Origin of the sequence: Eubacterium sp. 1001713B170207_170306_E7 (assembly GCF_015547515.1) — a bacterium.
Lineage (GTDB): Bacteria > Bacillota > Clostridia > Eubacteriales > Eubacteriaceae > Eubacterium.
Window position 1 is genome coordinate 1 of sequence record NZ_JADMVE010000011.1, and the last position, 25,941, is coordinate 25,941.

Annotated in this window: 29 protein-coding genes and 1 tRNA gene; 22 read left to right on the forward strand and 8 right to left on the reverse strand. The window is 40.5% G+C overall.

Annotated elements, in window-relative coordinates:
• Positions 1–171: 171 nt before the first annotated feature.
• From I2B62_RS19055 to I2B62_RS19070, 4 genes are read left to right on the forward strand one after another with little or no spacing between them, the layout of a single operon-like run.
• Positions 172–1,161, forward strand: a complete 990-nt coding sequence (locus I2B62_RS19055) for an extracellular solute-binding protein (protein ID WP_207736094.1) — start codon at positions 172–174, stop codon at positions 1,159–1,161.
• A gap of 3 nt (positions 1,162–1,164) precedes the next feature.
• The gene (locus I2B62_RS19060) at positions 1,165–1,938 is read left to right on the forward strand and encodes an ABC transporter ATP-binding protein (RefSeq protein WP_195270623.1); all 774 of its coding nucleotides are present in this window, start codon (positions 1,165–1,167) and stop codon (positions 1,936–1,938) included.
• Entirely contained in the window at positions 1,928–3,547 is a 1,620-nt protein-coding gene (locus I2B62_RS19065; RefSeq protein ID WP_207736099.1) for an ABC transporter permease subunit, read from the forward strand. The genes I2B62_RS19060 and I2B62_RS19065 overlap by 11 nt, the downstream gene beginning before the upstream one ends.
• On the forward strand, positions 3,528–4,415 hold the full coding sequence (locus tag I2B62_RS19070; protein ID WP_195270624.1) for a sugar phosphate nucleotidyltransferase: 888 nt from the start codon (positions 3,528–3,530) through the stop codon (positions 4,413–4,415). Before I2B62_RS19065 ends, I2B62_RS19070 begins: the two co-directional genes overlap by 20 nt.
• 34 nt (positions 4,416–4,449) lie before the next feature.
• Here the strand turns inward: I2B62_RS19070 and galE are convergent, their stop codons facing one another.
• Together galE and I2B62_RS19080 are read right to left on the reverse strand one after the other, a co-directional pair.
• Positions 4,450–5,427, reverse strand: coding sequence for a UDP-glucose 4-epimerase GalE (galE, locus tag I2B62_RS19075; protein ID WP_195270625.1), 978 nt, complete (start codon positions 5,425–5,427; stop codon positions 4,450–4,452).
• Positions 5,428–5,457: 30 nt separating this feature from the next.
• On the reverse strand, positions 5,458–6,318 hold the full coding sequence (locus I2B62_RS19080; RefSeq protein WP_243259622.1) for an LCP family protein: 861 nt from the start codon (positions 6,316–6,318) through the stop codon (positions 5,458–5,460).
• Between the two features lie 224 nt (positions 6,319–6,542).
• Here I2B62_RS19080 and I2B62_RS20740 point away from each other — a divergent pair, with 224 nt between their 5' ends.
• From I2B62_RS20740 to I2B62_RS19105, 6 genes are all read left to right on the forward strand, one after another.
• Positions 6,543–6,674: a hypothetical protein gene (locus I2B62_RS20740; RefSeq protein WP_279354811.1), complete on the forward strand. Its 132-nt coding sequence runs from the start codon at positions 6,543–6,545 to the stop codon at positions 6,672–6,674.
• Positions 6,675–6,910: 236 nt separating this feature from the next.
• Positions 6,911–7,477: a hypothetical protein gene (locus I2B62_RS19085; RefSeq protein ID WP_195270627.1), complete on the forward strand. Its 567-nt coding sequence runs from the start codon at positions 6,911–6,913 to the stop codon at positions 7,475–7,477.
• Between the two features lie 4 nt (positions 7,478–7,481).
• Positions 7,482–8,999 carry a hypothetical protein gene (locus tag I2B62_RS19090; RefSeq protein ID WP_195270628.1) on the forward strand — a complete coding sequence of 506 codons (1,518 nt, stop codon included), beginning with the start codon at positions 7,482–7,484 and terminating at the stop codon, positions 8,997–8,999.
• A gap of 20 nt (positions 9,000–9,019) precedes the next feature.
• Positions 9,020–10,009 (forward strand): transporter substrate-binding domain-containing protein, encoded by a 990-nt coding sequence (locus tag I2B62_RS19095; protein ID WP_347707845.1) that lies wholly within the window; start codon positions 9,020–9,022, stop codon positions 10,007–10,009.
• A gap of 38 nt (positions 10,010–10,047) precedes the next feature.
• Positions 10,048–10,713: an amino acid ABC transporter permease gene (locus I2B62_RS19100; RefSeq protein ID WP_195270629.1), complete on the forward strand. Its 666-nt coding sequence runs from the start codon at positions 10,048–10,050 to the stop codon at positions 10,711–10,713.
• Positions 10,694–11,422 (forward strand): amino acid ABC transporter ATP-binding protein, encoded by a 729-nt coding sequence (locus tag I2B62_RS19105; protein WP_195270630.1) that lies wholly within the window; start codon positions 10,694–10,696, stop codon positions 11,420–11,422. The genes I2B62_RS19100 and I2B62_RS19105 overlap by 20 nt, the downstream gene beginning before the upstream one ends.
• A gap of 107 nt (positions 11,423–11,529) precedes the next feature.
• On the opposite strand, the gene I2B62_RS19110 is transcribed toward I2B62_RS19105, so the two are convergent.
• Positions 11,530–12,774 carry a glycosyltransferase family 2 protein gene (locus I2B62_RS19110; RefSeq protein WP_195270631.1) on the reverse strand — a complete coding sequence of 415 codons (1,245 nt, stop codon included), beginning with the start codon at positions 12,772–12,774 and terminating at the stop codon, positions 11,530–11,532.
• A 448-nt stretch (positions 12,775–13,222) separates the two neighbouring features.
• Here I2B62_RS19110 and I2B62_RS19115 point away from each other — a divergent pair, with 448 nt between their 5' ends.
• From I2B62_RS19115 to I2B62_RS19125, 3 genes are read left to right on the forward strand one after another with little or no spacing between them, the layout of a single operon-like run.
• Complete coding sequence (locus I2B62_RS19115) at positions 13,223–13,816, forward strand: ECF transporter S component (RefSeq protein ID WP_195270632.1); 594 nt, start codon at positions 13,223–13,225, stop codon at positions 13,814–13,816.
• A gap of 19 nt (positions 13,817–13,835) precedes the next feature.
• Positions 13,836–14,807, forward strand: coding sequence for a P1 family peptidase (locus I2B62_RS19120; protein WP_195270633.1), 972 nt, complete (start codon positions 13,836–13,838; stop codon positions 14,805–14,807).
• Between the two features lie 16 nt (positions 14,808–14,823).
• The gene (locus I2B62_RS19125) at positions 14,824–15,648 is read left to right on the forward strand and encodes an HAD family hydrolase (protein WP_195270634.1); all 825 of its coding nucleotides are present in this window, start codon (positions 14,824–14,826) and stop codon (positions 15,646–15,648) included.
• A 10-nt stretch (positions 15,649–15,658) separates the two neighbouring features.
• On the opposite strand, the gene I2B62_RS19130 is transcribed toward I2B62_RS19125, so the two are convergent.
• A complete protein-coding gene (locus tag I2B62_RS19130; protein WP_195270635.1) occupies positions 15,659–16,045 on the reverse strand; it encodes a DUF488 family protein in 387 nt (128 codons plus the stop codon).
• A gap of 123 nt (positions 16,046–16,168) precedes the next feature.
• Between I2B62_RS19130 and I2B62_RS19135 the strand changes: the two genes are divergently transcribed.
• From I2B62_RS19135 to I2B62_RS19150, 4 genes are all read left to right on the forward strand, one after another.
• Entirely contained in the window at positions 16,169–17,812 is a 1,644-nt protein-coding gene (locus tag I2B62_RS19135) for a DEAD/DEAH box helicase (RefSeq protein ID WP_195270636.1), read from the forward strand.
• A 31-nt stretch (positions 17,813–17,843) separates the two neighbouring features.
• Positions 17,844–19,208: an MATE family efflux transporter gene (locus tag I2B62_RS19140; protein WP_347707846.1), complete on the forward strand. Its 1,365-nt coding sequence runs from the start codon at positions 17,844–17,846 to the stop codon at positions 19,206–19,208.
• Between the two features lie 120 nt (positions 19,209–19,328).
• Positions 19,329–20,468 (forward strand): glycosyltransferase, encoded by a 1,140-nt coding sequence (locus I2B62_RS19145; RefSeq protein WP_195270637.1) that lies wholly within the window; start codon positions 19,329–19,331, stop codon positions 20,466–20,468.
• A complete protein-coding gene (locus I2B62_RS19150) occupies positions 20,443–21,144 on the forward strand; it encodes a lysophospholipid acyltransferase family protein (RefSeq protein WP_195270638.1) in 702 nt (233 codons plus the stop codon). Before I2B62_RS19145 ends, I2B62_RS19150 begins: the two co-directional genes overlap by 26 nt.
• 38 nt (positions 21,145–21,182) lie before the next feature.
• Here the strand turns inward: I2B62_RS19150 and I2B62_RS19155 are convergent, their stop codons facing one another.
• Positions 21,183–21,569 carry a desulfoferrodoxin family protein gene (locus I2B62_RS19155; protein ID WP_195270639.1) on the reverse strand — a complete coding sequence of 129 codons (387 nt, stop codon included), beginning with the start codon at positions 21,567–21,569 and terminating at the stop codon, positions 21,183–21,185.
• Positions 21,570–21,730: 161 nt separating this feature from the next.
• Here I2B62_RS19155 and I2B62_RS19160 point away from each other — a divergent pair, with 161 nt between their 5' ends.
• From I2B62_RS19160 to I2B62_RS19170, 3 genes are all read left to right on the forward strand, one after another.
• Positions 21,731–22,348, forward strand: a complete 618-nt coding sequence (locus I2B62_RS19160) for an NUDIX hydrolase (protein ID WP_195270640.1) — start codon at positions 21,731–21,733, stop codon at positions 22,346–22,348.
• 116 nt (positions 22,349–22,464) lie between these two features.
• Positions 22,465–23,004 carry a rubrerythrin gene (gene rbr, locus I2B62_RS19165; protein WP_013382069.1) on the forward strand — a complete coding sequence of 180 codons (540 nt, stop codon included), beginning with the start codon at positions 22,465–22,467 and terminating at the stop codon, positions 23,002–23,004.
• 110 nt (positions 23,005–23,114) lie between these two features.
• Positions 23,115–23,417 (forward strand): hypothetical protein, encoded by a 303-nt coding sequence (locus I2B62_RS19170; protein WP_058693563.1) that lies wholly within the window; start codon positions 23,115–23,117, stop codon positions 23,415–23,417.
• 17 nt (positions 23,418–23,434) lie between these two features.
• Here the strand turns inward: I2B62_RS19170 and I2B62_RS19175 are convergent, their stop codons facing one another.
• On the reverse strand, positions 23,435–24,004 hold the full coding sequence (locus tag I2B62_RS19175; protein WP_195270641.1) for an NUDIX hydrolase: 570 nt from the start codon (positions 24,002–24,004) through the stop codon (positions 23,435–23,437).
• Between the two features lie 10 nt (positions 24,005–24,014).
• The gene (locus I2B62_RS19180) at positions 24,015–24,326 is read right to left on the reverse strand and encodes an arsenic metallochaperone ArsD family protein (RefSeq protein WP_195270642.1); all 312 of its coding nucleotides are present in this window, start codon (positions 24,324–24,326) and stop codon (positions 24,015–24,017) included.
• A 136-nt stretch (positions 24,327–24,462) separates the two neighbouring features.
• Between I2B62_RS19180 and I2B62_RS19185 the strand changes: the two genes are divergently transcribed.
• Positions 24,463–24,538, forward strand: a tRNA-Ala gene (locus tag I2B62_RS19185).
• Positions 24,539–24,583: 45 nt separating this feature from the next.
• Here I2B62_RS19185 and I2B62_RS19190 read toward each other — a convergent pair.
• Positions 24,584–24,829 (reverse strand): hypothetical protein, encoded by a 246-nt coding sequence (locus tag I2B62_RS19190; protein WP_195270643.1) that lies wholly within the window; start codon positions 24,827–24,829, stop codon positions 24,584–24,586.
• Positions 24,830–25,003: 174 nt separating this feature from the next.
• On the opposite strand from I2B62_RS19190, the gene I2B62_RS19195 reads away from it, so the two are divergent.
• The gene (locus I2B62_RS19195) at positions 25,004–25,939 is read left to right on the forward strand and encodes a DUF1848 domain-containing protein (RefSeq protein ID WP_195270644.1); all 936 of its coding nucleotides are present in this window, start codon (positions 25,004–25,006) and stop codon (positions 25,937–25,939) included.
• The last annotated feature ends 2 nt before the right edge of the window (positions 25,940–25,941 follow it).

A 25,941-nucleotide genomic window follows, 5' to 3' on the forward strand; every position in this document is an offset into this window, starting at 1 on the left:
GAAGATGTTTTTAATCGTCTGATCTTTAAAGATAATTTTAATTTGTATTACGGGGATATCTCAGACTACCAATGGACGGAGATAACGGATATAAAAGATTTGGTCAATGCGAGAAAAATTAAGTAAGGCTGGAAATAGTGAGTTTATATCTTGAATTTGAAGGAGAAGAAAATGAAAAAGAAAATTGCATTAATTATGTGCGTCCTGCTCTGCTTTCTGTCATTAACTGCATGCAGTTCACAATCTGCCGGTAATGATAACAAAGTTGTTATCTATTCCAGCTCTGAAGATTATCGGAATGAGTATCTTGTAAAGCGGTTAAAAGAACAGTTTCCAGATTATGACATCACCCTTCAGTATCAGTCTACTGGTAATAATGCCGCTAAATTAAAAGCAGAAGGAAAAGACACAGAGTGTGATATTGTGCTCGGTTTAGAAACTGGCTATTTGGAATCACTAAAAGATAATCTAGCAGATTTATCCGATTATGATACCAGCATGTATTTAGACAATATGGTAGATCCAGATCATCGCTATCTGGTCTGGGAGCGTTTTAGCGGGGGCATCATCGTAAATACAAAGGTTCTATCCGAAAAAGGTTTACCAGAGCCGACCAGCTATCGGGATTTGTTAAAACCAGAATATAAAGGATTGATTTCTATGCCGAATCCTAAATCTTCAGGAACAGGTTATATTTTTCTTTTAAATCTGATCAATACTATGGGGGAAGAACAGGCTTTTCAATACTTTGATGCATTATCCCAGAATATCCTTCAGTTTACCTCATCAGGTTCTGGACCCGTTAACGCGCTCGTTCAGGGAGAAGCAGCCATCGGACTGGGGATGACCTTTCAGGCAGTTAAAGAAATAAACAATGATGTACCACTAAAAATTCTTTATTTTGCAGAAGGCGCGCCGTATACGACTGGTGGCTATGCTATGATTGAAGGAAAACAAAGCAAACAAGCGGTAAAAGATGTTTTTGACTATATCAATTCGACATTGATTTATGAGGATAAAAACCAGTTTTTACCGGAACAGATTTTCAAAGAACCGGTCAATACTATGGCCAATTACCCGTCACCGATTCCTTACGCGGACATGAAAGGAATCAACGACAACAGTGAAAAGGATCGTTTACTGACAGAATGGAAATACTAAAAAATGGAAAAGAATAAACTTGAGATTAAAGGCCTGACACAGGCCTTTAATCATAAAACAATTATTGATTCGATGGATTTTGAAGTTCATGAAGGCGAATTTTTATCGCTTTTGGGGCCTTCGGGCTGCGGAAAAACAACGATTCTACGGATACTGATTGGACTTTTAAAGCCAACCGAGGGGACTATTTTAAAGAATGGTAAGGATATTGTCGATTTGCCACCGTCGCAGAGAGGGATGGGGATTGTTTTTCAAAATTATGCTTTGTTTCAAAACATGACAGTTCTTGGAAATGTAGAATACGCTTTGAAGTTGAACAAAGAAAAAAAGCGAAATGCCCATGAAATAGCGCTGAAGGTTATTGAACAAGTTGGTTTAAGTGAGTATTTAAATAAAAAACCACATAAGTTATCGGGTGGTCAACAGCAACGTGTAGCCATTGCAAGAACTTTGGCTTTGAATCCCGAAATTATACTTTTTGATGAACCAATGTCCGCTTTAGATGTGGACAACCGAATTGCATTGCGGAAAGAAATAAAAAAAATTCAGAAAATGTATCATTCTACCATGATATATATTACCCACGATCAAGAAGAAGCTTTTGCCATGTCCGATCGGATCATTGTTATGAATGAGGGGAAAATACACCAATGCGACTCACCAGAGAATATCGTCAAACATCCCGCGGATGCTTACGTTCAATCCTTTGTGATCGATAATCTGAAAGCAAAAGTCGAATCTCTTAAAATTTTACTGGAGAACGAATATGAAAAATGAAAACCGTAAGATGATTACTGCCAAATCAATTATAGGCTTGTTTTTCCTTGTTGTAATTATAATGCCGTTGATTACAATGCTCACACATTTAAAAGACGTAAATATTGTTGCAGTTATCAGTTCCCCACAGTTTTCAGATGCGCTGAAACATTCAGTCATTGTGTCATTGACAGCGACGGTATTATCTGTAGCGTTGGCATATTTGCTGGCTTGGTGTATTGCGCGGACGAATTTATGCCTAAAAGGATCTTTCAGTGTTCTATTCACATTACCTATGCTGATACCATCCATATCACATGGTATGGGATTGATTATTCTGTTAGGAGAAAACGGTATTTTAACGAATTTGTTCCATTTGAATTTTTCCATCTATGGTTTTTGGGGAATCGTCATTGGATCAATCCTGTATTCTTTTCCGGTTGCATTCCTTATGATTCTGGATGTTTTGCGTTATGAGGACTATGTTCCTTATGAAGCCGCCAGTGTACTCGGTATTTCAAGAGTACGTCAGTTTTTATCAATTACGGTTCCCTATATCCGTAAACCTATGATCTCTGTTGTTTTTGCTACATTTACGCTGGTCGTAACAGATTATGGGGTGCCGTTGATGATCGGAGGGCAATACAGCACTTTGCCGGTTATGATGTATCAGGATGTCATTGGCTTGTTGGATTTTGGCAAAGGAAGCCTGATTGGTCTTTTTTTACTTGTTCCAGCACTTTTGGCTTTTCTTTTTGATTTCTTCAATCAGGATCATAGTAGTCAAGGATTTGTTACACAGGCCTTTGAAATTACCAAAAATAAACTAAGAGATGGCATCGCTTGTGGCGTCAGTATTTTAACGACCATATGTATCTTTTTGCCGATTGCCGCTTTTGGCATACTAACCTTTGTCAAAAAATATCCGATTAATATGCAGTTCACCTTTGATAATATTCTAAAAAGTCTGGACATGAAAGCAGGAACCTACTTCATGAATTCACTGATTATTGCAATCAGTGTTTCCATTATCGGGGTAGGAATTGCCTATCTAACTGCCTATTTAACCGCACGTTCTAAGGGGAAAAGTGCTCGATTGCTTCATGTGATATCCATCACGTCGCTGGCAATTCCAGGGTTAGTTTTAGGGCTGTCATATGTATTGTTTTTCAAAGGAACGATTCTACATGGTACAATTGCAATACTAGTTTTAGTCAATAGCATTCACTTTTTTGCATCTCCTTATCTTCTCGCTTACAATTCTTTTGGGAAATTAAATGAAAATCTGGAAGATGTTGGGACGACCCTTGGAATTTCACGTGCTCGTATGCTCAAAGATGTGTTTGTTCCTCAAATGAGAGACACCCTTTTAGAAATGTTTTCTTATTTTTTTGTTAACGCAATGATGACGATCTCAGCGGTTTCCTTTTTAAGTACTGTCAAAAATATGCCGGTAGCCCTGTTAATTACCCAATTTGAAGCCCAGATGCTTATCGAATGTTCGGCCTTTGTTTCCCTTTTAATTTTAGTCGCAAATCTAATCATCAAAGGCACTATTTATCTTTTAAAGCAAAGAAATCATAAAAAGGAATTAAGAGAGGAACTGTCTTATGACATTAACACAAAATGAATTTAATTTATTGATTTATTTAGATCATACCAAAGAGACAAAGACACAACGTGATATTGCTTCAGACCTGAAAATGGGTCTGGGAACCGTTAATAAAACCCTGAAAGAACTTCATGAAAAAAGATTGTTAGAAAAAGAAAGGGTAAGTGAAAGAGGATATCAGGCACTAGAACCTTACCGTGTTAAAAAGGCTATTTTTATTGCGGCTGGGTTTGGCTCAAGGCTGATTCCAATTACGTTAAACACCCCAAAACCATTGGTTCGTGTGAACGGGATACGGATGATCGATACACTTTTAGATGCAGTGGTTGCAGCCGAAATTGAGGATATCACCATTGTCCGCGGCTATCTGGGAGAGCAGTTTGATCAACTCCTTTATAAATATCCGACGATCAAATTCGTTGAAAATCCAGTTTTTAATGAAGCCAACAATATTTCATCGGCCATGTGTGTCCGCTATCAACTTCGAAATGCCTATGTATTTGAAGCAGACCTGGTACTGCGCAATCCGGATCTGGTGACCAAATACCAATATCAAAGTAACTACTTAGGAGTACCGGTCGAACGAACCGATGATTGGTGTTTTGAAACAAAGAATGGAATCATTACAAAACTGAAGATTGGCGGTGAACATTGCCATCATATGTTTGGAATATCCTATTGGAATGCCAGAGATGGCGCGAAAATGGCTGAACATATCAGGAAAACTTACGAAATGCCGGGTGGTAAAGAACGGTACTGGGACCAGGTAGCACTAGAATATTTTATTAAGGAATATCATATCGCAGTACGGGAATGTACGTTTGATGATGTGGCTGAGATAGACACCTATCATGATCTGAAAAGTTTGGATCAGATTTATATCTAGTTCACTAGATATAAATCTGACGTAACACTTTTAATTATGATTTTCTTAAGGATAGTTTATAATACCAAGCAGTCTCGATAATCTTCTCAACATCCGTATAAACGGGCATCCATCCAAGCTCTGTCTTTGCTTTTTCGCTGGACGCTATGGAGCATGCAATATCCCCATCACGGCGTGGAGATATTTTTGCTGGGATTGGGTGGCCTGTAACTTTTCTTGCTGCTTCAATCATTTCCAACACCGAAAATCCCTGGCCATTACCCAGATTATAGATTGCGCTTTCATTTTTCAATAATTTGTTAATTCCTAAAATATGCGCATCCACGAGGTCTACGACATGAATAAAGTCACGGATTCCTGTCCCATCTTTTGTAGCATAATCATTGCCGAAAATACCGATAAAATCGCGTTCGCCGGAAGCAACTTCTAAAATGATAGGGATTAAAGCAGTGTTTTTCTTTACGTTCTGCCCAATTGGATATTTTTCATGTGCACCGGCTACGTTGAAATAGCGAAAAACACAATAATTTAAGCCGTAAGCTTTTCGACAATCGTCTAAAATTCGTTCTACAAACGCTTTTGTTGCACCGTAAGGGCTGATGGGGTTGAGCGGATCATTTTCTTCAACAGGAACTTTTTCAGTATTGCCATAAACAGCAGCTGTGGAGGAAAAAATGATGTTTTTTACATTGTTTTCTAGCATTGTCTGAAGTAGCGCGATGGTACCATAAACATTATTGTCATAATATTTAAGAGGATTTTGTTCACTGTCAGCTACAACAATATCTGCAGCAAATTGCATGACAACATCAATTTTTTCTTTTTTGAAAATTTTATCTAAATCTTTTTTATTTCTTATATCGCATTGGTAAAACGAGACTCTTTTGTCAACTGCCCATTGATGTCCAGTCGACAGGTTATCAACAACCACTACATCATATTGTTTATCCAATAATTGTACGACAGCGTGGCTACCGATATAGCCAGCGCCTCCGGAAACTAAAACTTTCATTTACTTTACTCACTTTCTAAAATTAACTTTCTACCACACATACTCAATCTCATCACTAATATCCTGCGCTGTCCCTGACGGCGTATAATCCGTCTCATAAACAAACTGATACCATTCTTTAATATTATCTATCAGGGTTACAGGGAATACATAAGATACATCACCAAGCATGCCGGTGTCAACATAACCTTCGGCTGGAATTTGTTCTTGATGGATGGCATGATCTTTCATGAACATTACATTGCCGGCGTATTTGAGAATCTCTGTTTTGCTTAAGGAGGTTTCAACATAAGGCATAACTTTTGTCAGCAAACTGTATTGTTCCAATGGATTTAAGTCCATTGCCTTAGCCATGACCTGTTCGAAAACCTTTCTCTGGCGAAGGGTACGGTCGAAGTCGCCGTTTCCAACATAGCGGACACGACAGTAGGCCAGTGCCTGGCTTCCGTCTACAACCTGCGCTCCTGTACCTTCAAGGAACGGAGAGTTTGTTTTCACTTTATCATTGACATCCATCAAATACTGATTAACCCAATAGAGCTCATCCTCATTCTCAATATCAATGGTGACGCCGCCAACGGCGTTTACCATGGCGACCATGGCTGTAAAGTCAATGGTGACATAGTCGGTGATGGCGGTATCGAAATTCTGGTTGATGGTCTTAAGCGCCAGCTCGGGGCCGCCAAAGGAATAGGCGGCGTTGAGTTTGTCGTAGCCGTAATCTTTATTGATGTATACATAGGTATCCCGCATTAATGAGGTTATTTTCAGTTTATTGTGTTCGAAATCGGCCGAAGCAATCATCATGGAGTCGGATCGGCTGCCATCCACATCGTCACGTCCGTCGACACCGAAGATCGCCACATTGACGATGCGGTGATTGAGGGCCATATTGGCAGCGTTTGAACTGATATTATATTGGGAAACCTTTCCGGTAAGATCTTTGTTTAAGTTGCCAAATTTGATGACTGTAGCGGCATAGGCGCCGGCCCCAATCAGCAGGACAAGGATTAAAATTAATGCTTTCTTAAAAAATCCTCTTTTTTTCTTGCGTTTTTTGGGTAATGTATCATTAGGATTGCGTCTTCGTTCATCAATCCTCTGCGGAGGCCGGGATGAACGGGAAGAAGTACTTCTGGAATTTTGGCTCTGAGATGGCCGGCTGTTTCCAGATCGTCCTGAAGGGCGTGAAGCCGCCTTTTTTGAAGGGGAGGAAGGCCTTTCGTTACTTCTTCGATTTCCAATAACGCTTTTATTTCGTTTTTCCATGGGTACCTCTCTATTGCTAATTAAATACGTTTTTCTCTTTATGACTGTGTTATTATACCATAATAGAGAAAAATAATAAAATTTCAATGATATTTTTTGACAAAGACATTATACTTTTACTAAGAATTTTGTTATAATAGACTATGAATAAATATTAAACCTTAAAAAGCAGTGCCGAAAATGGTAATAGAAAGAAAATAGGGAGTGGACTTGTATGGATAAGAATACCCAGGATAGAGGACAATCTTTTGACCGTGTAGAGTCGCGTATTGAGCTTTTGGAAAAGCAGCTGATGGAAAAAGATGAGGAATTAAAAAAATTACTCAATGTGTCAAAGGACAAGGATGAGAAGATTGCGAAGCTGCAGGAGGGTGTTGATGGAGAAAAGAGGGACACGTTCGTGCCAGTGTTTAAGGAATCATCTGAAGAACAGGAGTGTCCGTGCGGTGATGATGAGCCGGAAAGTCATATTGACGAAAGTGATATGCCTGACGGTTTGAAGAAGCAGATCAAGGTCATTGAAAAACGGGAACAGATGGTCAAGGAAATGCTGAATGTTCTTGAGGATGCTTTTGATGTGCTGAAACAGAGAAACGAAGCTTTGAACAAAAAAGAAGAGACCCTCAATCGAGAATACCTCAAGCTATTGGAAATTGAATCGATGTATAAGGGAACAGACAAGCTTGCAGATTCTTTAGGTTCGGTACTTCCATCCTTTGGTCTGAACGGCCAGAAGGATAAGGATACGGAAGCGGTTACCGAAGAAAATATTGAGGAGTGAAGATATGGCAGAAAAAAGTGAAAAATTAGGATTACTACTGCTTTTTGATTGTATAGCAGTTATTTTATCAACATACGGTGTTTTGTTACTCTTTCAATTTGTAAGCCACGATGTGGATACAAATGTCATGATTGTTTCCTGTTTCTTTGCGGGAATTAAAATTTTGATGATGGGGATTGGCGATATTACGGGGCTGTCCAAAAAATTAGTCATTGCGATCGTATTTATCGTTGCCGCGGATATTATCGTTTTTGCGATTAATTATTTTATGGCCTTCAGTATATCATCAAAATTATTGCTGATCACTGCAGTAGCAGACATTGTGATTATTCTGATCAGTCACTTAATCTGGGGAAAAGTATTTGGTGTTTCAGGACACAGCGAAAAGAAGGAACGGAAAGAATGGCTCAGTAACCGCGATGAAGACCAGGACGAAGAAGAATACGACGACATCTTTGAATCATTGGTTACAAAAGACGGCAACACAGATGAAATTGATATCGCGGCCGTAAATGCGGGGATTGAAGCGTCCTATGAAGAGGAAGAAGAAGCTTTATTCGAGGATGATGAAGAGTTCGAGGATGAAGCATTTGAAGATTTTGATGAAGAAGAACTCTTTGAAGAATACGATGAAGACGAAATTGAAGAGGAATACTTTGAAGAGGTCGAGGAATCCATTGAGGAAGCTGACGATGAAGCAGATGATGAAGATACCTATTTAGATGAAGAAGCCTTTAAGTCGCTTTTAATCAATGATGATGATCTGACTAACCTTGAGCCTGAGGAGGCTGACAGTGATGATGTTGAAGAGGCAGTCTCTGAGGAAGAACAGCCAGAGGAAATCATTGCCGAAGAAGCTGAACCTGAAGTGATAGAAGAAATAGAAGAAGAGCCGCCAGTTGATGAAAAAGCTGCTGAGGCTGTTCAGGAGGAAGAAATGGGCGAAAGTGAGGCTGTTTCTGTGGCCGATCTTTTCGGAGCCGGAACAGCTCCTGCTGATCAAGATGACAGCGCCATATCGCCTGAACAGAAAGAAGATTTTGCCGCCATCGAAGAACGTTTAGGTGCGCTTCTTACAGAGATCAATTCCTCAACAAAAGGAACTGAAAAGCTTCAGAAAACGGTCAGTGACTTTAAGCAGGAATTGGATAATTTAACGCCGATTACAACGGATACCGATATTCTGGAAACAGGAGATGTTATCCGCGATAAGCTTAAAACAATTATCGATAAGCAGTTTATTGTCGATGAGGTTCTGGATGACTTAATCCGCCTGTCCAAACAGATCAACAAACGGATTGACGATCTGGATACCATTGAAGCGGACCTTACCCGCCGTAAGGAAATTCTGGATCAGAAGGAGCTCATGTACATGAGCCGCAAGCCAGTTGAATTTGAGGATGTTGAGGTTCAGATTCTTCCGGATGAGGTAATGCTCGAGAGTGACGATTCTGAAATTATCATTGACCAAGGCGATCTTGAAGCGATCAAGCAGTATTTAAAAGAGCATCCCGATTTATAAAATTATTAAGAAAAAGGCTGTTGGGAAAAACCCAGCAGCCTTTTGTTATGTTCGATATAAATTTGGGTAAAAATTTTAAAGAATTTTATGCTGAACTTAAGCTTGTTTTTTTAGAGTTTAAGCAGTATAATTATTATTTACCCAGAATAAGAGATTTTTTTTCGTTGCGTATTTCCAGAAAAAATGATATACTTTTAACAATAAGTATCTATAATCCAGGAGGAAAAGAAATGAAGAAACTCAAAATGTTTGGTATTTTGGCATTAGCCGCAGTAATGACTTTTTCTTTAGCTGCTTGCTCAAGCGGTGGAAGTTCAAGCGGAAGTGATGGAGCAAAAAAATATATCATTGCAACCGATACAACTTTTGCCCCGTTTGAATTTGAAGATGAATCCGGTAACCGTGTTGGTATCGATATGGATTTGTTAAAAGCGATTGCTGAAGATCAGGGCTTTGAATATGAACTGCAGCCACTTGGCTTTGATGCTGCTGTTACCGCGCTTGAATCAGGACAGGCCGATGGTGTTATCGCTGGTATGAGTATTACCGAAGAACGTCAGAAAAAATATGATTTCTCTGATCCTTATTTCGATTCAGGTGTTGGTATGGCTGTAAAATCTGACAATGATACCATTAAATCTTATGATGATTTAAGAGGAAAAAATGTTGCGGTTAAGAATGGTACTGAAGGCTCTAAATATGCCGAATCCATTAAAGACCAGTATGGTTTCAACATTACCTCTTTCCCGGAATCTGCAAATATGTATGAAGATGTTAAATCAGGGAACTCTGTAGCCTGCTTCGAAGATTATCCAGTATTGGGTTATGCCATCGCAAAAGGCCAGCCATTAAAATTAGTTGGCGATTTACAGGCGGGTAATTCTTACGGATTTGCTGTACAGAAAGGTAAGAACGCTGAATTACTTGAAATGTTCAACACTGGCTTAAAGAACATGAAAGACAATGGTAAATATCAGGAAATTTTAGATACTTACATCAAAACAAATTAATAATTTAACGGCCTAAAATAATTCCAGGAGGTTTTTGAATGAGTATTTTTGAATTATTTGCTCAAACCTATCCTCGTTTATTACAAGGTCTTTGGATGACGATCGAACTGACCCTGGTATCGCTGCTGATTGCGGCGGTACTAGGGCTTCTCTTTGGTTTGTTATCTGTTTCAAGGACTGCTTTTTTACGGGGAGTTTCACGTGTATACATTGATATTATCCGTGGTACACCACTAATTGTACAGGTATTTTTTATTTATTTTGGGATACCAAGTGCACTGAACATGCGCTTAGATGCCTTTATCGCCGGCGTTATTGCATTAAGCCTGAATGCTGGCGCCTATACTGCGGAAATTGTCAGAGGGGGGATCCAGTCCATTGACAAGGGTCAGATGGAAGCGGCCAGAAGTTTGGGCCTTCCATATACCATGGCAATGCGCAGAGTCGTTTTACCTCAGGCGATCAAGACAATGATCCCGGCAATTGTAAATCAGTGTATTATCACATTAAAGGACAGCTCTCTGGTTTCTGTTATTGGTTTAGCAGAATTGACACAGACTGGACGTTTAATCATTGCCAATAATTTTGAATCCTTAAAAATGTGGATTATCATTGGTGTCATGTATTTTATCCCGATTATGATTCTGTCAAAGGTTTCGAGTCATATTGAAAGGAAGATGAGCTATGGCAAAAGTAAAAATTAACAATCTCAAAAAGAGCTTTGGTGATTTAGAGGTTTTAAAAGACATCAATCTGGAAGTAGAGGAAGGCGAGGTTATCTGTATTATCGGGCCGTCCGGCTCTGGTAAAAGCACAATGCTGCGCTGTATCAACGCGCTTGAAGAAGCAACCAGCGGTACAATTGTGGTAGATGGCAATGAGATCACCGGTAACCACGCAAATATTAATCTCTACCGACGGAATATTGGAATGGTGTTCCAGCAGTTCAACCTTTTTCCCAATATGTCTGTTCTTAAGAATATTACCTTTGCGCCAGTCGCCTTGAAAATTATGGATAAGGCCAAGGCAGAGGAAGTGGCTCAGGGGCTCCTGAAACGGGTTGATATGGTTGCCAAGGCTGACGCTTACCCAGGACAGCTTTCCGGCGGACAGCAGCAGCGTGTGGCCATTGCCAGAGCGCTGGCAATGAATCCGGATGTGATGCTGTTTGATGAACCAACAAGTGCTCTTGATCCGGAAATGGTTGGAGAAGTTCTCAATGTTATGAAGCAGCTGGCTCAGGAAGGAATGACCATGATTGTGGTTACTCACGAAATGGGCTTTGCCAGAGAGGTTGCGGACCGTGTTATTTTCATTGATGAAGGTTACATTGTGGAACAGGGACCGCCGAGCGAAGTGTTCGGAAATCCACAGAACGAGCGAACCATTAATTTCTTGAATATGGTCCTGTAAAAAGGAACCGTCTTTTGACTGCAAAAAGACGGTTCCTTTTTTGTTGTAGTATTTTTAGGATAATAAAAACGCCCTGATGAAGTATAAACATCGGGGCGTTCAGGATTTTATTTATTAAGCTGTAATTGCGAGAGCTTCAGGCTCTGGGTATGTTCAATCGGTTCCCAGGTTTCAATCGGCTTGACAAAGCAGAGAATATTAATGGGAATCCATGAAAACAGGAAAAACCAGAATGAGAAGAAGGCTTTGCCGGCCACCTCTTTTATCTTATGGTGTTCAAGCTTAACGACCATTGCTGTGAAAAGGAAACTGATAATGACACCGCCGACACCGAAGAGAATGGCAAAGGTGAGGGCATCAGACCAAACCTGTGTGTTGATAAGCAAAAGGGTCAGTACTACAAAGGAACAGACGGTATAGATGCTGGTTAAAACCTGCATGAATGGTGCCAAAAGATATAAAATCATATCCACACACATCCAGTTACGCGTCTTTTTAAAGTTTTCCCATAATGGGGCAGAGTACTGTGAGAAACACTGAATGGTACCGGTAGACCAACGCTTCCGCTGCTTCCAGGAGGTTTCAAAGGTAATGGGATGCTCGTCAAAGGTAAGGGCTTCGGGTACCCATGCGACGCGGTAGCCCTTCATGATGGACTGTGTGGTAAACTCGATATCTTCAGTCATACTGAAAGTCCGGAAGCCACCGTCTTTTAAAACTTCGCGGGAAACCATAAAGCCTGTACCATTTAATGCGGCAGACCAGCCGATTCCCTGTTTTGCGAGGTTCATAAAGCGGTTTAAAGTCCAGTAGAAAATGGACTGGCAGCCTGAAATCCAGGAGTCTGTCGGGTTCTTGCTGTCGCGGTAACCCTGTGCGATTTTTTCTCCGTCGCATAAAGCGTTGTTCATGGCAGAGAAGAAATTTGGATCAACCAGATTATCAGCGTCAAAAACACAGAAAGCGTCAAAAACATCGTTGTGTGCAAAGGTTGCATCAAAAAATTGTTCTAAAGCAGCGCCCTTTGAGCGGACCTCAGAGGTACATTGAAATATCTTGGCGCCGTGTTCTCTGGCCACTTCTTCTGTATTATCCGTACAGTTATTTGGGATGACGTAGATATCAAACAAATCCTGCGGATAATTTTGTTCTTTTAAGGTATCGATCAGATTCCCGATGACAAGGGATTCATTTCTTGCGGCAATAACCGCGCACATGCGATTTTTGGGGGCATGCTGGTTGAATTTTGTGTGTTTACGGTATCCGGATATCCCTACGATTAAATAATAAATACCATAAGCAAAGAAAGGGACACCTAATAGGAAAAGTAAAACATAAATTGTATCGACCATTTTATCCTCACTCGTTTCTTTCAAATTTTGAATTTAAACAATGCTGACGAGTTGCATTCAAGCATTACTGTGTAGCATTTCTGGACAGTCTTCTTAAACTGTTAATATTCTATCATCATCTCAAAAACCTAGCAAGACAAAATTTAAAATATTCATAAAATTTTAAGGAAATGGAAAGGTTCATTTAATATAATACACCATTTACGCGTGAAAACCGATTACAAAACCTTTAAAGAAATCATAGATTTAAAAAAGGCTTAAAGACCATAGATCAGGGTTAAGAAATAAAAAAGAAAATGGCCCATAATATATGCATGCATTTTTTTGAAAAAACTTGGTTCATTATTTTTAATGTGATAAAATAAAGCTACACAGGCATGGACACAATGCTCTGTGAATAAATGAAACGCTGCATCTTAAAAAAGAGCGGCAGTTAGGAGTTTTTATTATGTCACAGGTAAACAAAAAGACTGCACAGATGACACAGCTTACATTGCTGATTGCCATACTGGTGGTACTTACCTTTACCCCACTTGGTTTTATTCAGATTCCTCCGGTTGCAATCACCATTTTGCACATTCCGGTGATTATCGGTGCCATTGCTCTGGGACCGGTGTGTGGAGGTGTTCTCGGTCTGGCTTTTGGTATTCTCAGTATGCTTAAGGCTATATTTATGGGTGTTTCACCAGTCGATCTGATGTTTTCACCCTTTGCAAGCGGCGCTCCGATTCAATCGCTGATTATGTGTATTTTACCAAGAGTTTTACTGGGGATTATTGCGGGCTTGCTGTATGAAATCCTGAGAAATCGCTCGGGCAACGATGCATTAAGCATTGGTGTCAGCGCGGGCGTGGCGACCTTATGCCATACCATATTGGTTATGGGGTGCCTGTGGTTTTTCTTCAGCGCAATTCCTTTAAAAGAAGTTTTTCTGACCATCGTGGGCGTGAATGGTTTGCTTGAGCTTGGTGTTGGCATTGTTATTACGATTGCCGTGTGCAAGCCATTGATGAAATATTTGAAAACAAGGGTTGCTGTATAACAGCAGAAATGAGGTAAAAATGCAGGAAATTAGCCTCGACGCTATTGAAAACATTCGGATCGGCCATGCGCAGGATATAGCAGGCGGAACAGGGTGCACGGTTATTATAAATGAACAGGGCGCGCCGACTGGCCTTGATGTAAGGGGCGGCGGACCAGCCTCCAGAGAAAGTGAGCTTCTGAGCCCGGTCGCAGCGGCTCAGGGAATTCATGCTGTTTTATTAAGTGGTGGCTCTGCCTTTGGACTGGATGCTGCCGGCGGTGTCATGGAGTATCTGAGTGAACGGAATATTGGTTTTGATACCGGTGTGGCAAAAGTACCGCTTGTCTGCCAGTCCTGTATTTTCGATTTAGTGGTTGGTAAACCAGACGCTTATCCGGATAAGGCAATGGCCTATCAGGCGTGTGTGGATTCAGAAAATAAAAAAAGCCTGTCAAATGGTAATGTTGGCGCCGGAACTGGAGCAACGGTTGGTAAATACCGGGGAATCGAGACGATGATGAAATCAGGCATTGGAACTTATGCCGTTAAGCTTGGCGATTTAAAGGTAGGCGCCATTGTCTCAGTCAACGCCCTGGGAGATATTTTTGATATTGAGAACGGCAGTAAGCTGGCAGGAATGCTCTCGGCAGACCTGTCTGAATTTGAAGATACCGAAGCAGCCATGTATGAGGACATTTCCCGTAAGGAGAATCTGTTCACTGGAAACACCACCATCGGCGCTGTGATTACCAATGGCAAGTTTAATAAGGTTGAAGCGAAAAAAATTGCGGCAATGTCCCATAACGGTTATGCGCAGGCGATCCGACCTGTCCATACCACTGCAGACGGCGACAGTATTTATGTTATGTCTGTAGGTGAGGTGGCTGCGGACATTAATGTGGTTGGAACACTGGCGGCGCGTGTGATGGCAATGGCCATAAAAAAAGCCGTGTTCTCAGCGGAACCACTGTATGGGTTAAAAACAGCCTCAATGCTGTTACATAAATAAACAAAGGAGCGTTTTCATGGCAATAAAAATGATTGTGACGGATCTGGACGGTACACTTTTAAATACCAAAAATACAATCTCTGAGAAAAACAAAGCCGCCTTTAAAAAGGCTAAAGAAAAAGGGATTATCCCTGTGGTGGCAACGGGCCGGATTGACAAAGAAGGCTGGTTTGCCGCTGAGGCCATTGGAGGGACTGAGTATATGCTCTCCGGCAATGGCGGTGTGGTTCGGGATTATAAAAAGGATGTTGTGATCTTTGAGGATGCTCTTTCAAAAGATATTATCCGGCAGGTAATCGAGCTTGTGGACCAGTACGACGGTATTTTTGTCCAGGCTCACACCATTCATGGATGTGTCTGCACTGAAAAAACCTTTCCTGAAATGCCGACAGCGGGATGGGCGGATGAATATGTACGCCAGTTTAAAGAACAGCAAATTGTGGTTGAAGCTATCGAGGATTATTTAGATAAGAATCACCTGGAGGTCAGTAAATTTGTCATTTCATCAACGGACTTTGATAAATTGGACGAAGTCCAGAAAAAGGCGGGTGAAATTGTGGATTTGGTTCCTCTGCGCCCCATGAACTATTGTCTCGAATGTATTCCGGAAGGTGTTGACAAGGGATTGGGACTGACAAAGCTTTGCGAATATCTGGGTATAAGCCTTACAGATGTAATGGTAATAGGCGATAGTGACAACGATATGGAAATGATCGAGATTGCAGGAACAAAAATTGCCATGGGAAATGCTTATGACTGCGTCAAAGAAATCGCGGATCATATCGTTTCTACTAATGATGAAGACGGTGTGGCGGAAGCCATTGAAAAATTTGCTTTATAAAAACAAAGCGTCACGCAGCCCGTGGCGCTTTGTTTTTTTGAAAAAGCATTGAGTTCAAATAATCGGCTAAAATAACGGCCTGGTTTTGTTCCTTATTACTTGCAGAATAGATTAGGGTGACGTTTTCTTCTTTTAAACGCTTTTTTATATCCGACAAAAAAATATTAACAGCCTGGTTGTTTTTAAGTTCTTCCAGGTATTGCGCTTTAAAACTTTCATATGAAGCCCTTCCGGAATGAAAACGTCGGATCAACTCCCTGCTGGGAGCAAGTTCTTTTTTCCATATATCAACATTGGCGCTGGAATGAGTAAATCCTCTTGGCCAATAACTATCGACCAAAACGCGGTAGCCGTCCATAATATTTTTGGGTTCATAGATACGTTTGGTTTCAATCATTAAAATCACTTCCTTAATCAACCGAATAGTTTTATAAAAAATATACCCAAGTTCGGCATAAAATTTGCTTTCTTTTATTTTTTAGTTTATAATTAGATGTTATGTATTTAGAAAGGAAGTTATATGAAATTTAGAGAACTAGAGATTAATGAGCAATTACTCAGGGCAATTGATGATATGGGATTTGTTGAAATGACAGACATTCAGGAACGCGCAATTCCCCGTTTGATGGAGGGCGGCGACCTTATTGGTAAATCCCAGACAGGAACAGGAAAGACCATGGCCTTTGCAATTCCTGCCATAGAAAAGATTGAACCAGAACTTAGAAAACCACAGGTGTTGGTGCTTCTGCCGACACGTGAGCTGGCGCTGCAGGTTTCTGAAGAATTCAGAAAAGTTTTAAAATACAGCCACAGTATTAAAGTCGTTGCAGTGTTTGGCGGCGCTTCGATTGAAAACCAGATCCGTGATTTGAAGTCCGGTGCTCAGATTGTAGTAGGGACACCGGGGCGTGTCATGGATCATATGCGCCGAAAAACCTTGAAATTCAATGCGCTTACGATGGCAGTGCTGGATGAGGCCGATGAAATGCTGAATATGGGCTTCAGAGAGGATATTGAGCTGATTTTAGACGCAGTGGACCATGATGTTCAGACGGTTTTATTCTCGGCCACGATGCCAAAACCCATTTTAAAAATTGCCGAAACCTACCAGAAAAATCCGACAATGATTGAGATTTCACCCAAAACAATGGTAGCGCCAAGTATTGAGCAGAAGTATTTTAATATTTCAGACCAGAATAAGTTTGAAGCCCTGACCCGTTTGCTGGATGTTTATAAACCGCAGCGCTCGCTTATTTTCTGTAACACCAAACATTATGTCGATGAAATCACCGAAAATTTACAGGAGCTGGGATATTCTGTTGATAAGATTCATGGCGATATGCGCCAGGTATCCAGACTCAATGTGTTAAAACGCTTTAGCCAGGGACGGCTGAAAATTTTGGTGGCCACCGATGTGGCAGCCAGAGGGATTGATGTTGACGATGTGGATATTGTTTTTAACTACGACGTACCGGACAATGAGGAATACTATGTACACCGTATCGGCCGGACCGGCCGGGCTGGAAAAAGCGGTCTATCCCTTACACTCGCTCGTTCGAGAGATCAGTTTAAGCTGCGTAAAATAACCGATTATACCAAAAAAAGCATCGAACGCGATTTAATACCCACCAGCGAGGTGATTAACGACATCAAAATCGCTCATTTTAAGGAACGCTTTAATATCAAGGCGGAAATGGGAGAGCTTGAACGTTATATAGCCATTGTTAAGGAGCTGGAAGAAAAGGGATATGAAGCAGAGTTCATTGCCGCTGTCCTTTTACAGGCACAGCTTCCCCTGTCCGATGCGGAAGATTTGAATACTGAGTTTAAAAAGCGTGGTCGCCGTGAAGGCAGACGTGAAAGAGATGTAAAGCGCCGCAGAGATGGAAAAGGGAGTAAAGGAAAAGCCTTTGGCCCGGAAAAAACAAAGCGTCTTTTCATCAGTGTCGGCGAGAAAGATAAGGTTCAGAAAAGAGACATTCTCGGCGCTATCTGCGGAGAGTGTAACATTGCTTCTTCAACGGTTGGAAACATTGATATGTATAATAAGTTTACCTTTGTAGATGTGGATGTGGATGTTGCCAAAAAAGTAGAAAAAAAATTAAATGGCAAAACGATCAAAGATCATAAAGTGAAAGTTGAAATTTCTAAAAAGAAAAAATAAAATTTGTTAAAAGTGAGGGGGAAGTGTTTCAGTGGAAGAACAACAGTTACAGCATGAAAACAAAATGGGGACGATGCATATCCCCCAGCTACTTTTTAGCATGGCCCTGCCGGCAATTATATCCATGTTTGTGCAGGCAATGTACAATATCGTAGACAGTGTTTTTGTCGCACAGGTAGGGGAAAATGCTTTGACAGCCGTTTCTCTGGCGTTCCCGGTTCAAATGTTGATCGTATCCTGTTTTGTAGGGATGGGGGTAGGGATCAACTCCGGGATTTCAAGACGGCTTGGCGAAAAGAAGCATCGTGAAGCAGAACTGGTAGCAGAGCATGGTTTTTTAGTCGCCGTGATTTTATCTCTGGCTGCAGCGATTTTGGGAGGCCTTTTTTCAAATGCTTTTGTAAAAATGTTTACAGATAATCCTGAAATTATAAAAGGCTGTACAGATTATCTGCTGATTGTTACAATCTTCAGCTTTGGAAGTATTATTACACAGGCCGGTTTTAGCACACTGCAGGGCTCCGGGGATATGATCCAGCCAATGATCGGCCAGCTGATCGGGGCAATCACAAATATTATTCTGGATCCTATTATGATTTTTGGGCTTCTGGGTTTTCCGGCTCTGGGTGTGACAGGCGCCGCCATTGCGACAGTGACAGGCCAGATCATCGCGATGGTTTATATTTTAGTGGTGGTTCTAAAACGGAAAAAGAATCTTTTAAAGCTGCATTTTCGTTCTTTTAAATACAATGGTTCAATTATGAAAGATATCGCGGTGGTAGGGCTTCCATCTGCCATTATGCAGGGGATTGGCTCATTTATGGTAACGGGATACAACCTGATTTTGGCAGGATACGGTATGACGGCCGTAGCTGTTTTCGGCGTTTATTTTAAGGTTCAATCCTTCATCTTTATGCCGATTTTTGGACTTGGACAGGGAGCAATGCCGATTTTTGGCTATAATTACGGAGCACAAAATGCCAGAAGATTCAAAGAGACATTAAAGGTCTCTATTTTAACCAGTCTGGTTATTATGTTCATTGGCGTTCTTTTATTCCAGCTTTTCCCGGCGCAGATTTTTATGCTTTTTAATGCATCGGAAGAGATGACCGCCATTGGGATAAAGTGTTTCAGAGCAATAAGCCTGGCTTTCCCGCTTGCGGGCATATCCATTATGCTCAGTACGTCATTTCAGGCAATGGGTAAATCTTATCTCAGCATGATTTCCTCTTTTTTGAGACAAATGATTTTTTTACTGCCCTTTTCATACCTGTTCTCCTTAATCGGAGGCCTGGATACTGTGTGGTATGGCTTTATCGTTTCTGAGATTGCCTGCCTTATTTTTGAAGTTATCGTCTACCGGCATTATAAAAAGAAAATTTTAGACCGCTGGTAAAATGATGGGTTGAAGGATGCTGAAGCGCATCCTTTTTTATTTTTGTACAAAATAAAAGAATTGTCACTGTACAAAATCATTTTACTTTGGGTATAATTTAATTATACAAGGAGGAAATTAATGAAAATTTTATTAGTTATGGATCAATTTGATCATACGAACAATGGCACCACAATGTCCGCGGTCCGCTTTGCAGAAACATTAAGAAAGCACGGCCATGAAGTGCGGATCGTCAGTACTGGAAAGAAAACAGCTGATAAATATGTGGTGCGTTCATATCGTTTTCCCCCTGTTATCAAACAGATTATTCAAAATCAGGGAATGACACTGGCAAGGCCAAGCAAAGATGTTCTGACAAGGGCAATTGCCTGGGCGGATATTGTTCATTTTTTAATGCCTTTTCCACTTTCTGTTCAGGGCATTAAAATCGCAAAAAAATTGTCTGTCCCTGCAACAGCAGCATTTCATGTTCAGCCCGAAAATATTACCTACACGCTGAAGATTAACAAGGTGGAAAAAATTAATAAAGCCCTGTATCAGGGCTTTAAAAAAATTTTTTATAATCAGTTTTCACATATTCACTGTCCCAGCCACTTTATTGCCGAAGAGCTGCGTAAAAATGGTTATACAGCGAAACTGCATGTGATCTCTAATGGTGTTGATCCGGATTTTTATTACCGTAAGATTGATAAAATCCCATTACTCAGAGATAAATTTTTGATTTTAATGGTTGGGCGCCTGGCAAATGAAAAAAGGCAGGAGCTTCTTATTGATGCGGTGGGATTATCTAAATACAGAGATCAAATAGGCTTGATATTAGCAGGTCAGGGACCCAAAAAGAGGTTCTACGAAAAAGCTGGAAAAAAACTGCCGAATAAAGTCCTGATTGACTTTTTTGATAAGAAAAAACTTTGTGATATCATTGCGATGAGTGATCTTTACGTACATACAGCGGATGCCGAAAGCGAGGCGATCTCTTGTATTGAAGCATTCTGCAGCGGACTGGTGCCGGTTATTTCCAACAGCCCTAAATCGGCAACCTCTCAATTTGCCTTGAATGGCCATTGCCTCTTCCGTGCCGGAGATCCGTACGATTTGGCTGATAAAATCGATTATTTTATTGAACATCCTGAAGAAAAAGGGCTTTTGGAAAAAGAATATGCAGAATACGGTAAGCAGTATAACATAGAGGACTGCGTCTGTAGGATGGAGGAAATGTTTAGGGAGGCCATTGATGAGTATAACCCAATACCAGGCTGAAAATATGAATGGGGGTACAGTGTTTGGACGCGAGGAAGAAAATTGCTATTTTAAAAATCGTTTTATTTTAAGAAAAGTCGCGTTAATCCTTTTGCCTATATACAACCGCTTAATGTTTGGTCTCGAGGTCTCTGGCAAGAATAATCTGGAGAATATTAACAGCGGAATGGTAACAATCTGCAACCATGTTCATACGCTGGACTGCACAATGATCGCAGGTGTTTGCAAACAACATCGATTGTATTTTCCAACCTTGAATGAAAATCTGAAATTGCCCTTTGTAGGCCATCTGGTCGACGATTTAGGCGGAATCCCTATCCCAGAGCAGCTTTCAGAATTCAGGGCCTTTATGGAAGGATTAGAGGCAACCTTAAGACAGGGAGACGCTGTGCATCTTTTTCCAGAAGGAAGTCTGGTGCCGTATTGTCCCTCGATACGTTCTTTTCAAAAGGGAGCTTTTACCTTTGCCTATGACGCGGCTGTTCCTCTGGTTCCCATGGTATTAACTTACCGTGAGACAAAGGGCGTAAGAAGTCTTTTTAGAAAAAAGCCACTGCTGCATCTGCAGATTTTAAAACCGGTTTATCCCAATATTAATAATAAGCGAAGCTATGAGATCGAGCGGCTTTTGAAAAAATGCCATTCTGAAATGCAAATCGTTTTGCAAAAAAAATAACCCCGGAGAATTTCTCCGGGGTTTTATTTGAATATAGATTAAACAGTTGCCATCCACAATCCATGTAGGTTACAATATTCATATGCAGCAATCACTTCATCACCAGGTGTTAAAGCGAAAACAGCTTTTGGTTCACCGCCAATTTTGAGACATTTACGCTGGCCGCCTTCTTTGGTTTCCAAATAAATCCAGGCGATATGATGTTCTTCAAGCATTGGATGAGGAACACTGCCAACTTCAACGGTCACGGTGTTTCCATCAACTTTGATGACAGGAACGTGTTTTTCCTGAGCTGCATCGACAGTATTAGGTGTTAAAATTTCCATCGGATCGCCACAGCAAACCGGTGTTACACCGCTGTCTTCGATAACACCAAAAATATTGCCGCAATGTCTACAGATATAGAATTTTGGTTTTTTGCACATAATAAAGACCTCCTATAGTCCAAATATAATCTTGAGCAGTCCGTGTAACCCACTTATCCGCTAAATGATATAATTAATTATACCACACTTTTTAAATTTTAAACGGTAAATGTCTGTAAAATTTTGCTGGAAATAGGAACAATATCAAGAAAGGAATAGTTATGGAAAAGAAATGGTTGGCGTGGGCCAAACAGCTTCAGTCAATTGCACAGGCTGGTTTGACTTATTCTACAAACAAATACGATTTAGAACGCTTTGAACAAATTCGTGATCTATCCGTTGATATTTTAAACAATTATACCGATGCCGGTGAAGAAAAAATAAGGGATTTGTTTTGTTTTGAAACAGGATATCAGACGCCAAAGGTCGATGTTCGAGGCGCGATCTTTAAACAAGATTCGATCCTTCTGGTAAAAGAAAGTATTGATGGCTGTTGGTCAATGCCAGGCGGCTGGGCCGATATCGGCCTGTCGGTTAAAGAAAATATTGAGAAGGAAGCGCGTGAAGAAGCCGGGCTGAATGTCGTGGCCCGAAAACTGGTCGGTGTATTCGACTGGGTAAAAAACGTTGATCTGCCCAACCCGTTTGCCATATATAAAACGGTTATGCTGTGCGATGTTGTCGGCGGAAAATTTCAGAAGAATATTGAGACAGAAGATGCGCGGTATTTCGATTTAAACCATTTACCGGAATTATCGAGAGGGCGTACGACAGAAGCGTTGATTGAGCTTTGCTATCAGGCGTCACAGGATAATGCTTTTATTCCAATTATTGATTAACTTTTTTCAAAATTCATCTTGACAATTTGTTTGATAATTGTTATATTATAATCGTTCCGATTTAGGGAGCGTTAGGATTAAATAAATTTATAAATTTCAAGAGAGGTATTTTGAACATGGAATTAAAAGGATCAAAAACGGAAGCGAATTTATTAACTGCATTTGCCGGCGAATCTCAGGCCCGTAACAAATATACTTATTACGCAGAAAAAGCCAGAGAAGAGGGCTACAGCCAGATTGCAGAATTGTTTGAAGAAACAGCTACAAATGAAAAAGAGCATGCAAAGCTGTGGTTTAAAATCGTACATGGCGATGAAATCCCAGACACTGCTACAAATTTAAAGGACGCTGCCGCAGGCGAAAACTATGAGTGGACAGATATGTATGCAACTTTTGCTAAAGAAGCAAAGGAAGAGGGTTTTGATAAGATTGCCTTTTTATTTGAAGCGGTCGCTAATATTGAAAACCGTCACGAACAGCGTTACTTAAAGTTGTTAAGCAATGTTGAAGAAGGAACTGTTTTTGAAAAATCGGACAAAGTGCTCTGGCAGTGCATGAAGTGCGGCTACGTTTATGAAGGCACAAAAGCTTTGAAAATGTGTCCGGTATGCAAGACCAGCGGAGCTGATTTCCAGATTTTATCTGAAAACTACTAAGATTATTAATTAGACAGTGTTTATTAGGATCTCCCGAGGTAGTCGGGAGATTTTTATTTTTAAAAGAGTATGGTATAATAAAAACAAGAAAAGCTTGGAGGGGTTATTTGATGACTGAATCGGAAATTAAAACCTTGTTTTTAGATATTGTAGGAACGCTGAATCTTTGCCGCGATGTCAATATGGAAACACCAGCTGGTGAGGTGGTTGAATATGGTATGACAATTACCGATACAGCCTTTATCACTTACCGGGAAAGCAACAGAACATTACATTTTTATGTTGACGGGAATGAACTGCTTGTTTTAAATGAGTCCAGTCCGCTTCTTTATATGATGCGTGAACTTTTTATGGAAGTAGAGGATGGAGATCCCAAAGAACTGACCAGAGCCCGATTGAGGGTTCTTGAATAAATAAAAAAAGGACAGGCTCAGAGAGCTTTCGTCCTTTTTATTATTTTTTGGTAAATGGGAAGCATATGATCCTCACGGCTGTATTTTTCAAGGCTCGCAAGGGGAATCCAGGCAACCGCGCTGTTTTCGTCCGGTTTAATGGTTAACGGCAGACGGTCATCTGCAATAAGTGAAAAAGCAACGGATAAATGCAGATGTGCGCTGACATAGCGTCCGTTTTTAATATGACCAAAAACAGGTAAGACGTCCAGACTGATTATTTTTTCAGACAGAGGCTTTAGATTTTTGATGCCGGTTTCTTCCGTGGCTTCCCGGACCGCGACAGATAAAAGATCGGCACAGCCATCGGCATGGCCGCCGCTCCATGACCAGGACTGATAAAGATTATGAAAAACCATTAAACACTGGTCATGCTGGCCGTTGAAGACAAAACCGGAGCTTGTTAAATGCGCCACCGGATTTTTTCGTGTCAGAATGGTGTCAGGATATTTTTCGATTAAACTTACAAAGATTTTTTTGTCAGCAAATTCCTGATCTGTCGTGGGGATGAAATCAAATATCTGCCGATAGAGTGTTTTAAAATCCATCCTGGCAGACTCAGTCAATCTCGCCGGCGAACCATTTGACAAATTCAAGGGCAGAGGGATACTCGCGCATTTTTACAATTTTGTCGTTCACCAAAGTAACTGGCAGAACACCGTTTCCCTTTTCTACTAACAGGGTTCCGATTGTACGGTTCTCGACAAAAGCATTGGGATCCATTGTGAGATTATGTCTTACAATATCCCAGCCGTCATCCGCAAAGGAAGCAACCATGTCATCGATGCGTGCCAGATCGGCATTTTCGCCCATTTGACAAACACCGTCAATACAAGTTAATTCGGGTTCAAAAATTTCTATTTTAGCCATTTGATTTCTCCTGTATAATTTAGTATGATTCTATTCTATACCATTTTTTTAAATTTGTTAAGAGGAAATAATGGTTTTTCTAAAAAAGTCATTGACAAAAATAATCAGATATTGTATTATAGCATAGTCAGCTTACGGGGGCATGGCGCAGTTGGGAGCGCGTCTGACTGGCAGTCAGAAGGTCAGGGGTTCAAGTCCCCTTGTCTCCACCATTTTGTTTTTAAAACCGCTATTGGCGGTTTTTTTATTTTTTGAAACTACCATTTACAAAAGCGAGTCATCTGATCGACAAAGAACTGATTGATGATTATATTGTCTTTGTTTACCTTAAAATGGAAAAAGCCCTGTAATTCATCAATGTAATTGAGCGTGTGCGAATCAGTGGATATATCAATAATGGCAGCTTTTTCATCTGGGATATTTTCTTTAATACGATCTCTGTATTCTAAATAGAGCTTTTTTGCGTAATCTTGGGCAGTGGGAGATAATTTTCTGTATTGCATTTCTCTATTCTCCTTTCAAGTTTAAATCGTCTGTTTTAAGCTAATTATGGGGTTTATGCGGTAAGATAATCAAAATTGATTCGGAGAGCATAAGCGTCTTATTTTACTTTATATCCTGTTTAGAATCAGATTAACCTGTTTAAGCCAAATTAAGAATGTGAAAAGGAGGATACGATGATTATCAGTGCCAGTCGAAGAACAGATATTCCAGCCTTTTTCTCCGAATGGTTTATCAGAAGGCTGGCAGAAAGATATGTTTATGTTCGAAATCCTTTTAATCCTAAAGTAATTTCAAGCATCAGTCTGTCGCCTGAGGTGGTTGATGGAATTGTTTTTTGGACCAAAAACGCTGTTCCAATGATACCGAAGTTAGATCAATTAGGGGAAATTCCTTTTTATTTTCATTGGACGATCAACCTTTATGGGAGAGACATTGAGCCTTATATCCCTTCTAAAAATGATGTTTTAATTCCAGGATTTAAACAGCTGTCAAATAAAATTGGAAATGAGAGGATAATCTGGCGTTATAATCCCATTGTTTTTACCAGCAAATACACCACAGAATACCATCTTTACTATTTTGAAAAATTGTCACGTATGTTAAGCGGCTGCACCAAGCGCTGCATTGTAAGTTTTTTGGATTACTATGAAGATACACGGCAAAATATGCGCGGTCTTGGATTAACAGATAAAACAGATACGGATAAAATAAATTTGATCCGTCACTTTTCATCCATTGCGCATAAATATCATATTGATTTGGAAGTGTGTACGGACAGACAAAGACCGGAAGGTGTTAAAAGGGCTTGTTGTGTCGATAAGGCAATTTTTGAAAGAGTCAGAGGATATCCTCTAAGTTTAAAAAAAGATCCGGGGCAGAGGTCTGAATGCAGATGTATGGAAAGTATTGATATCGGAATGTACGATACCTGCGGTAATGGATGCCGGTATTGTTATGCGAACCACAGCAGAGGAAGGTTACTGTACCATCAAAAATGCCATTTTCCGGATAGTCCATTGATCATTGGAAAGGTGGAAGAAGATGATATCATTAAGGAGAGAACCGTATCTTCGGATAGAGAAAATCAACTGAGATTTTTGATAGAATAAAA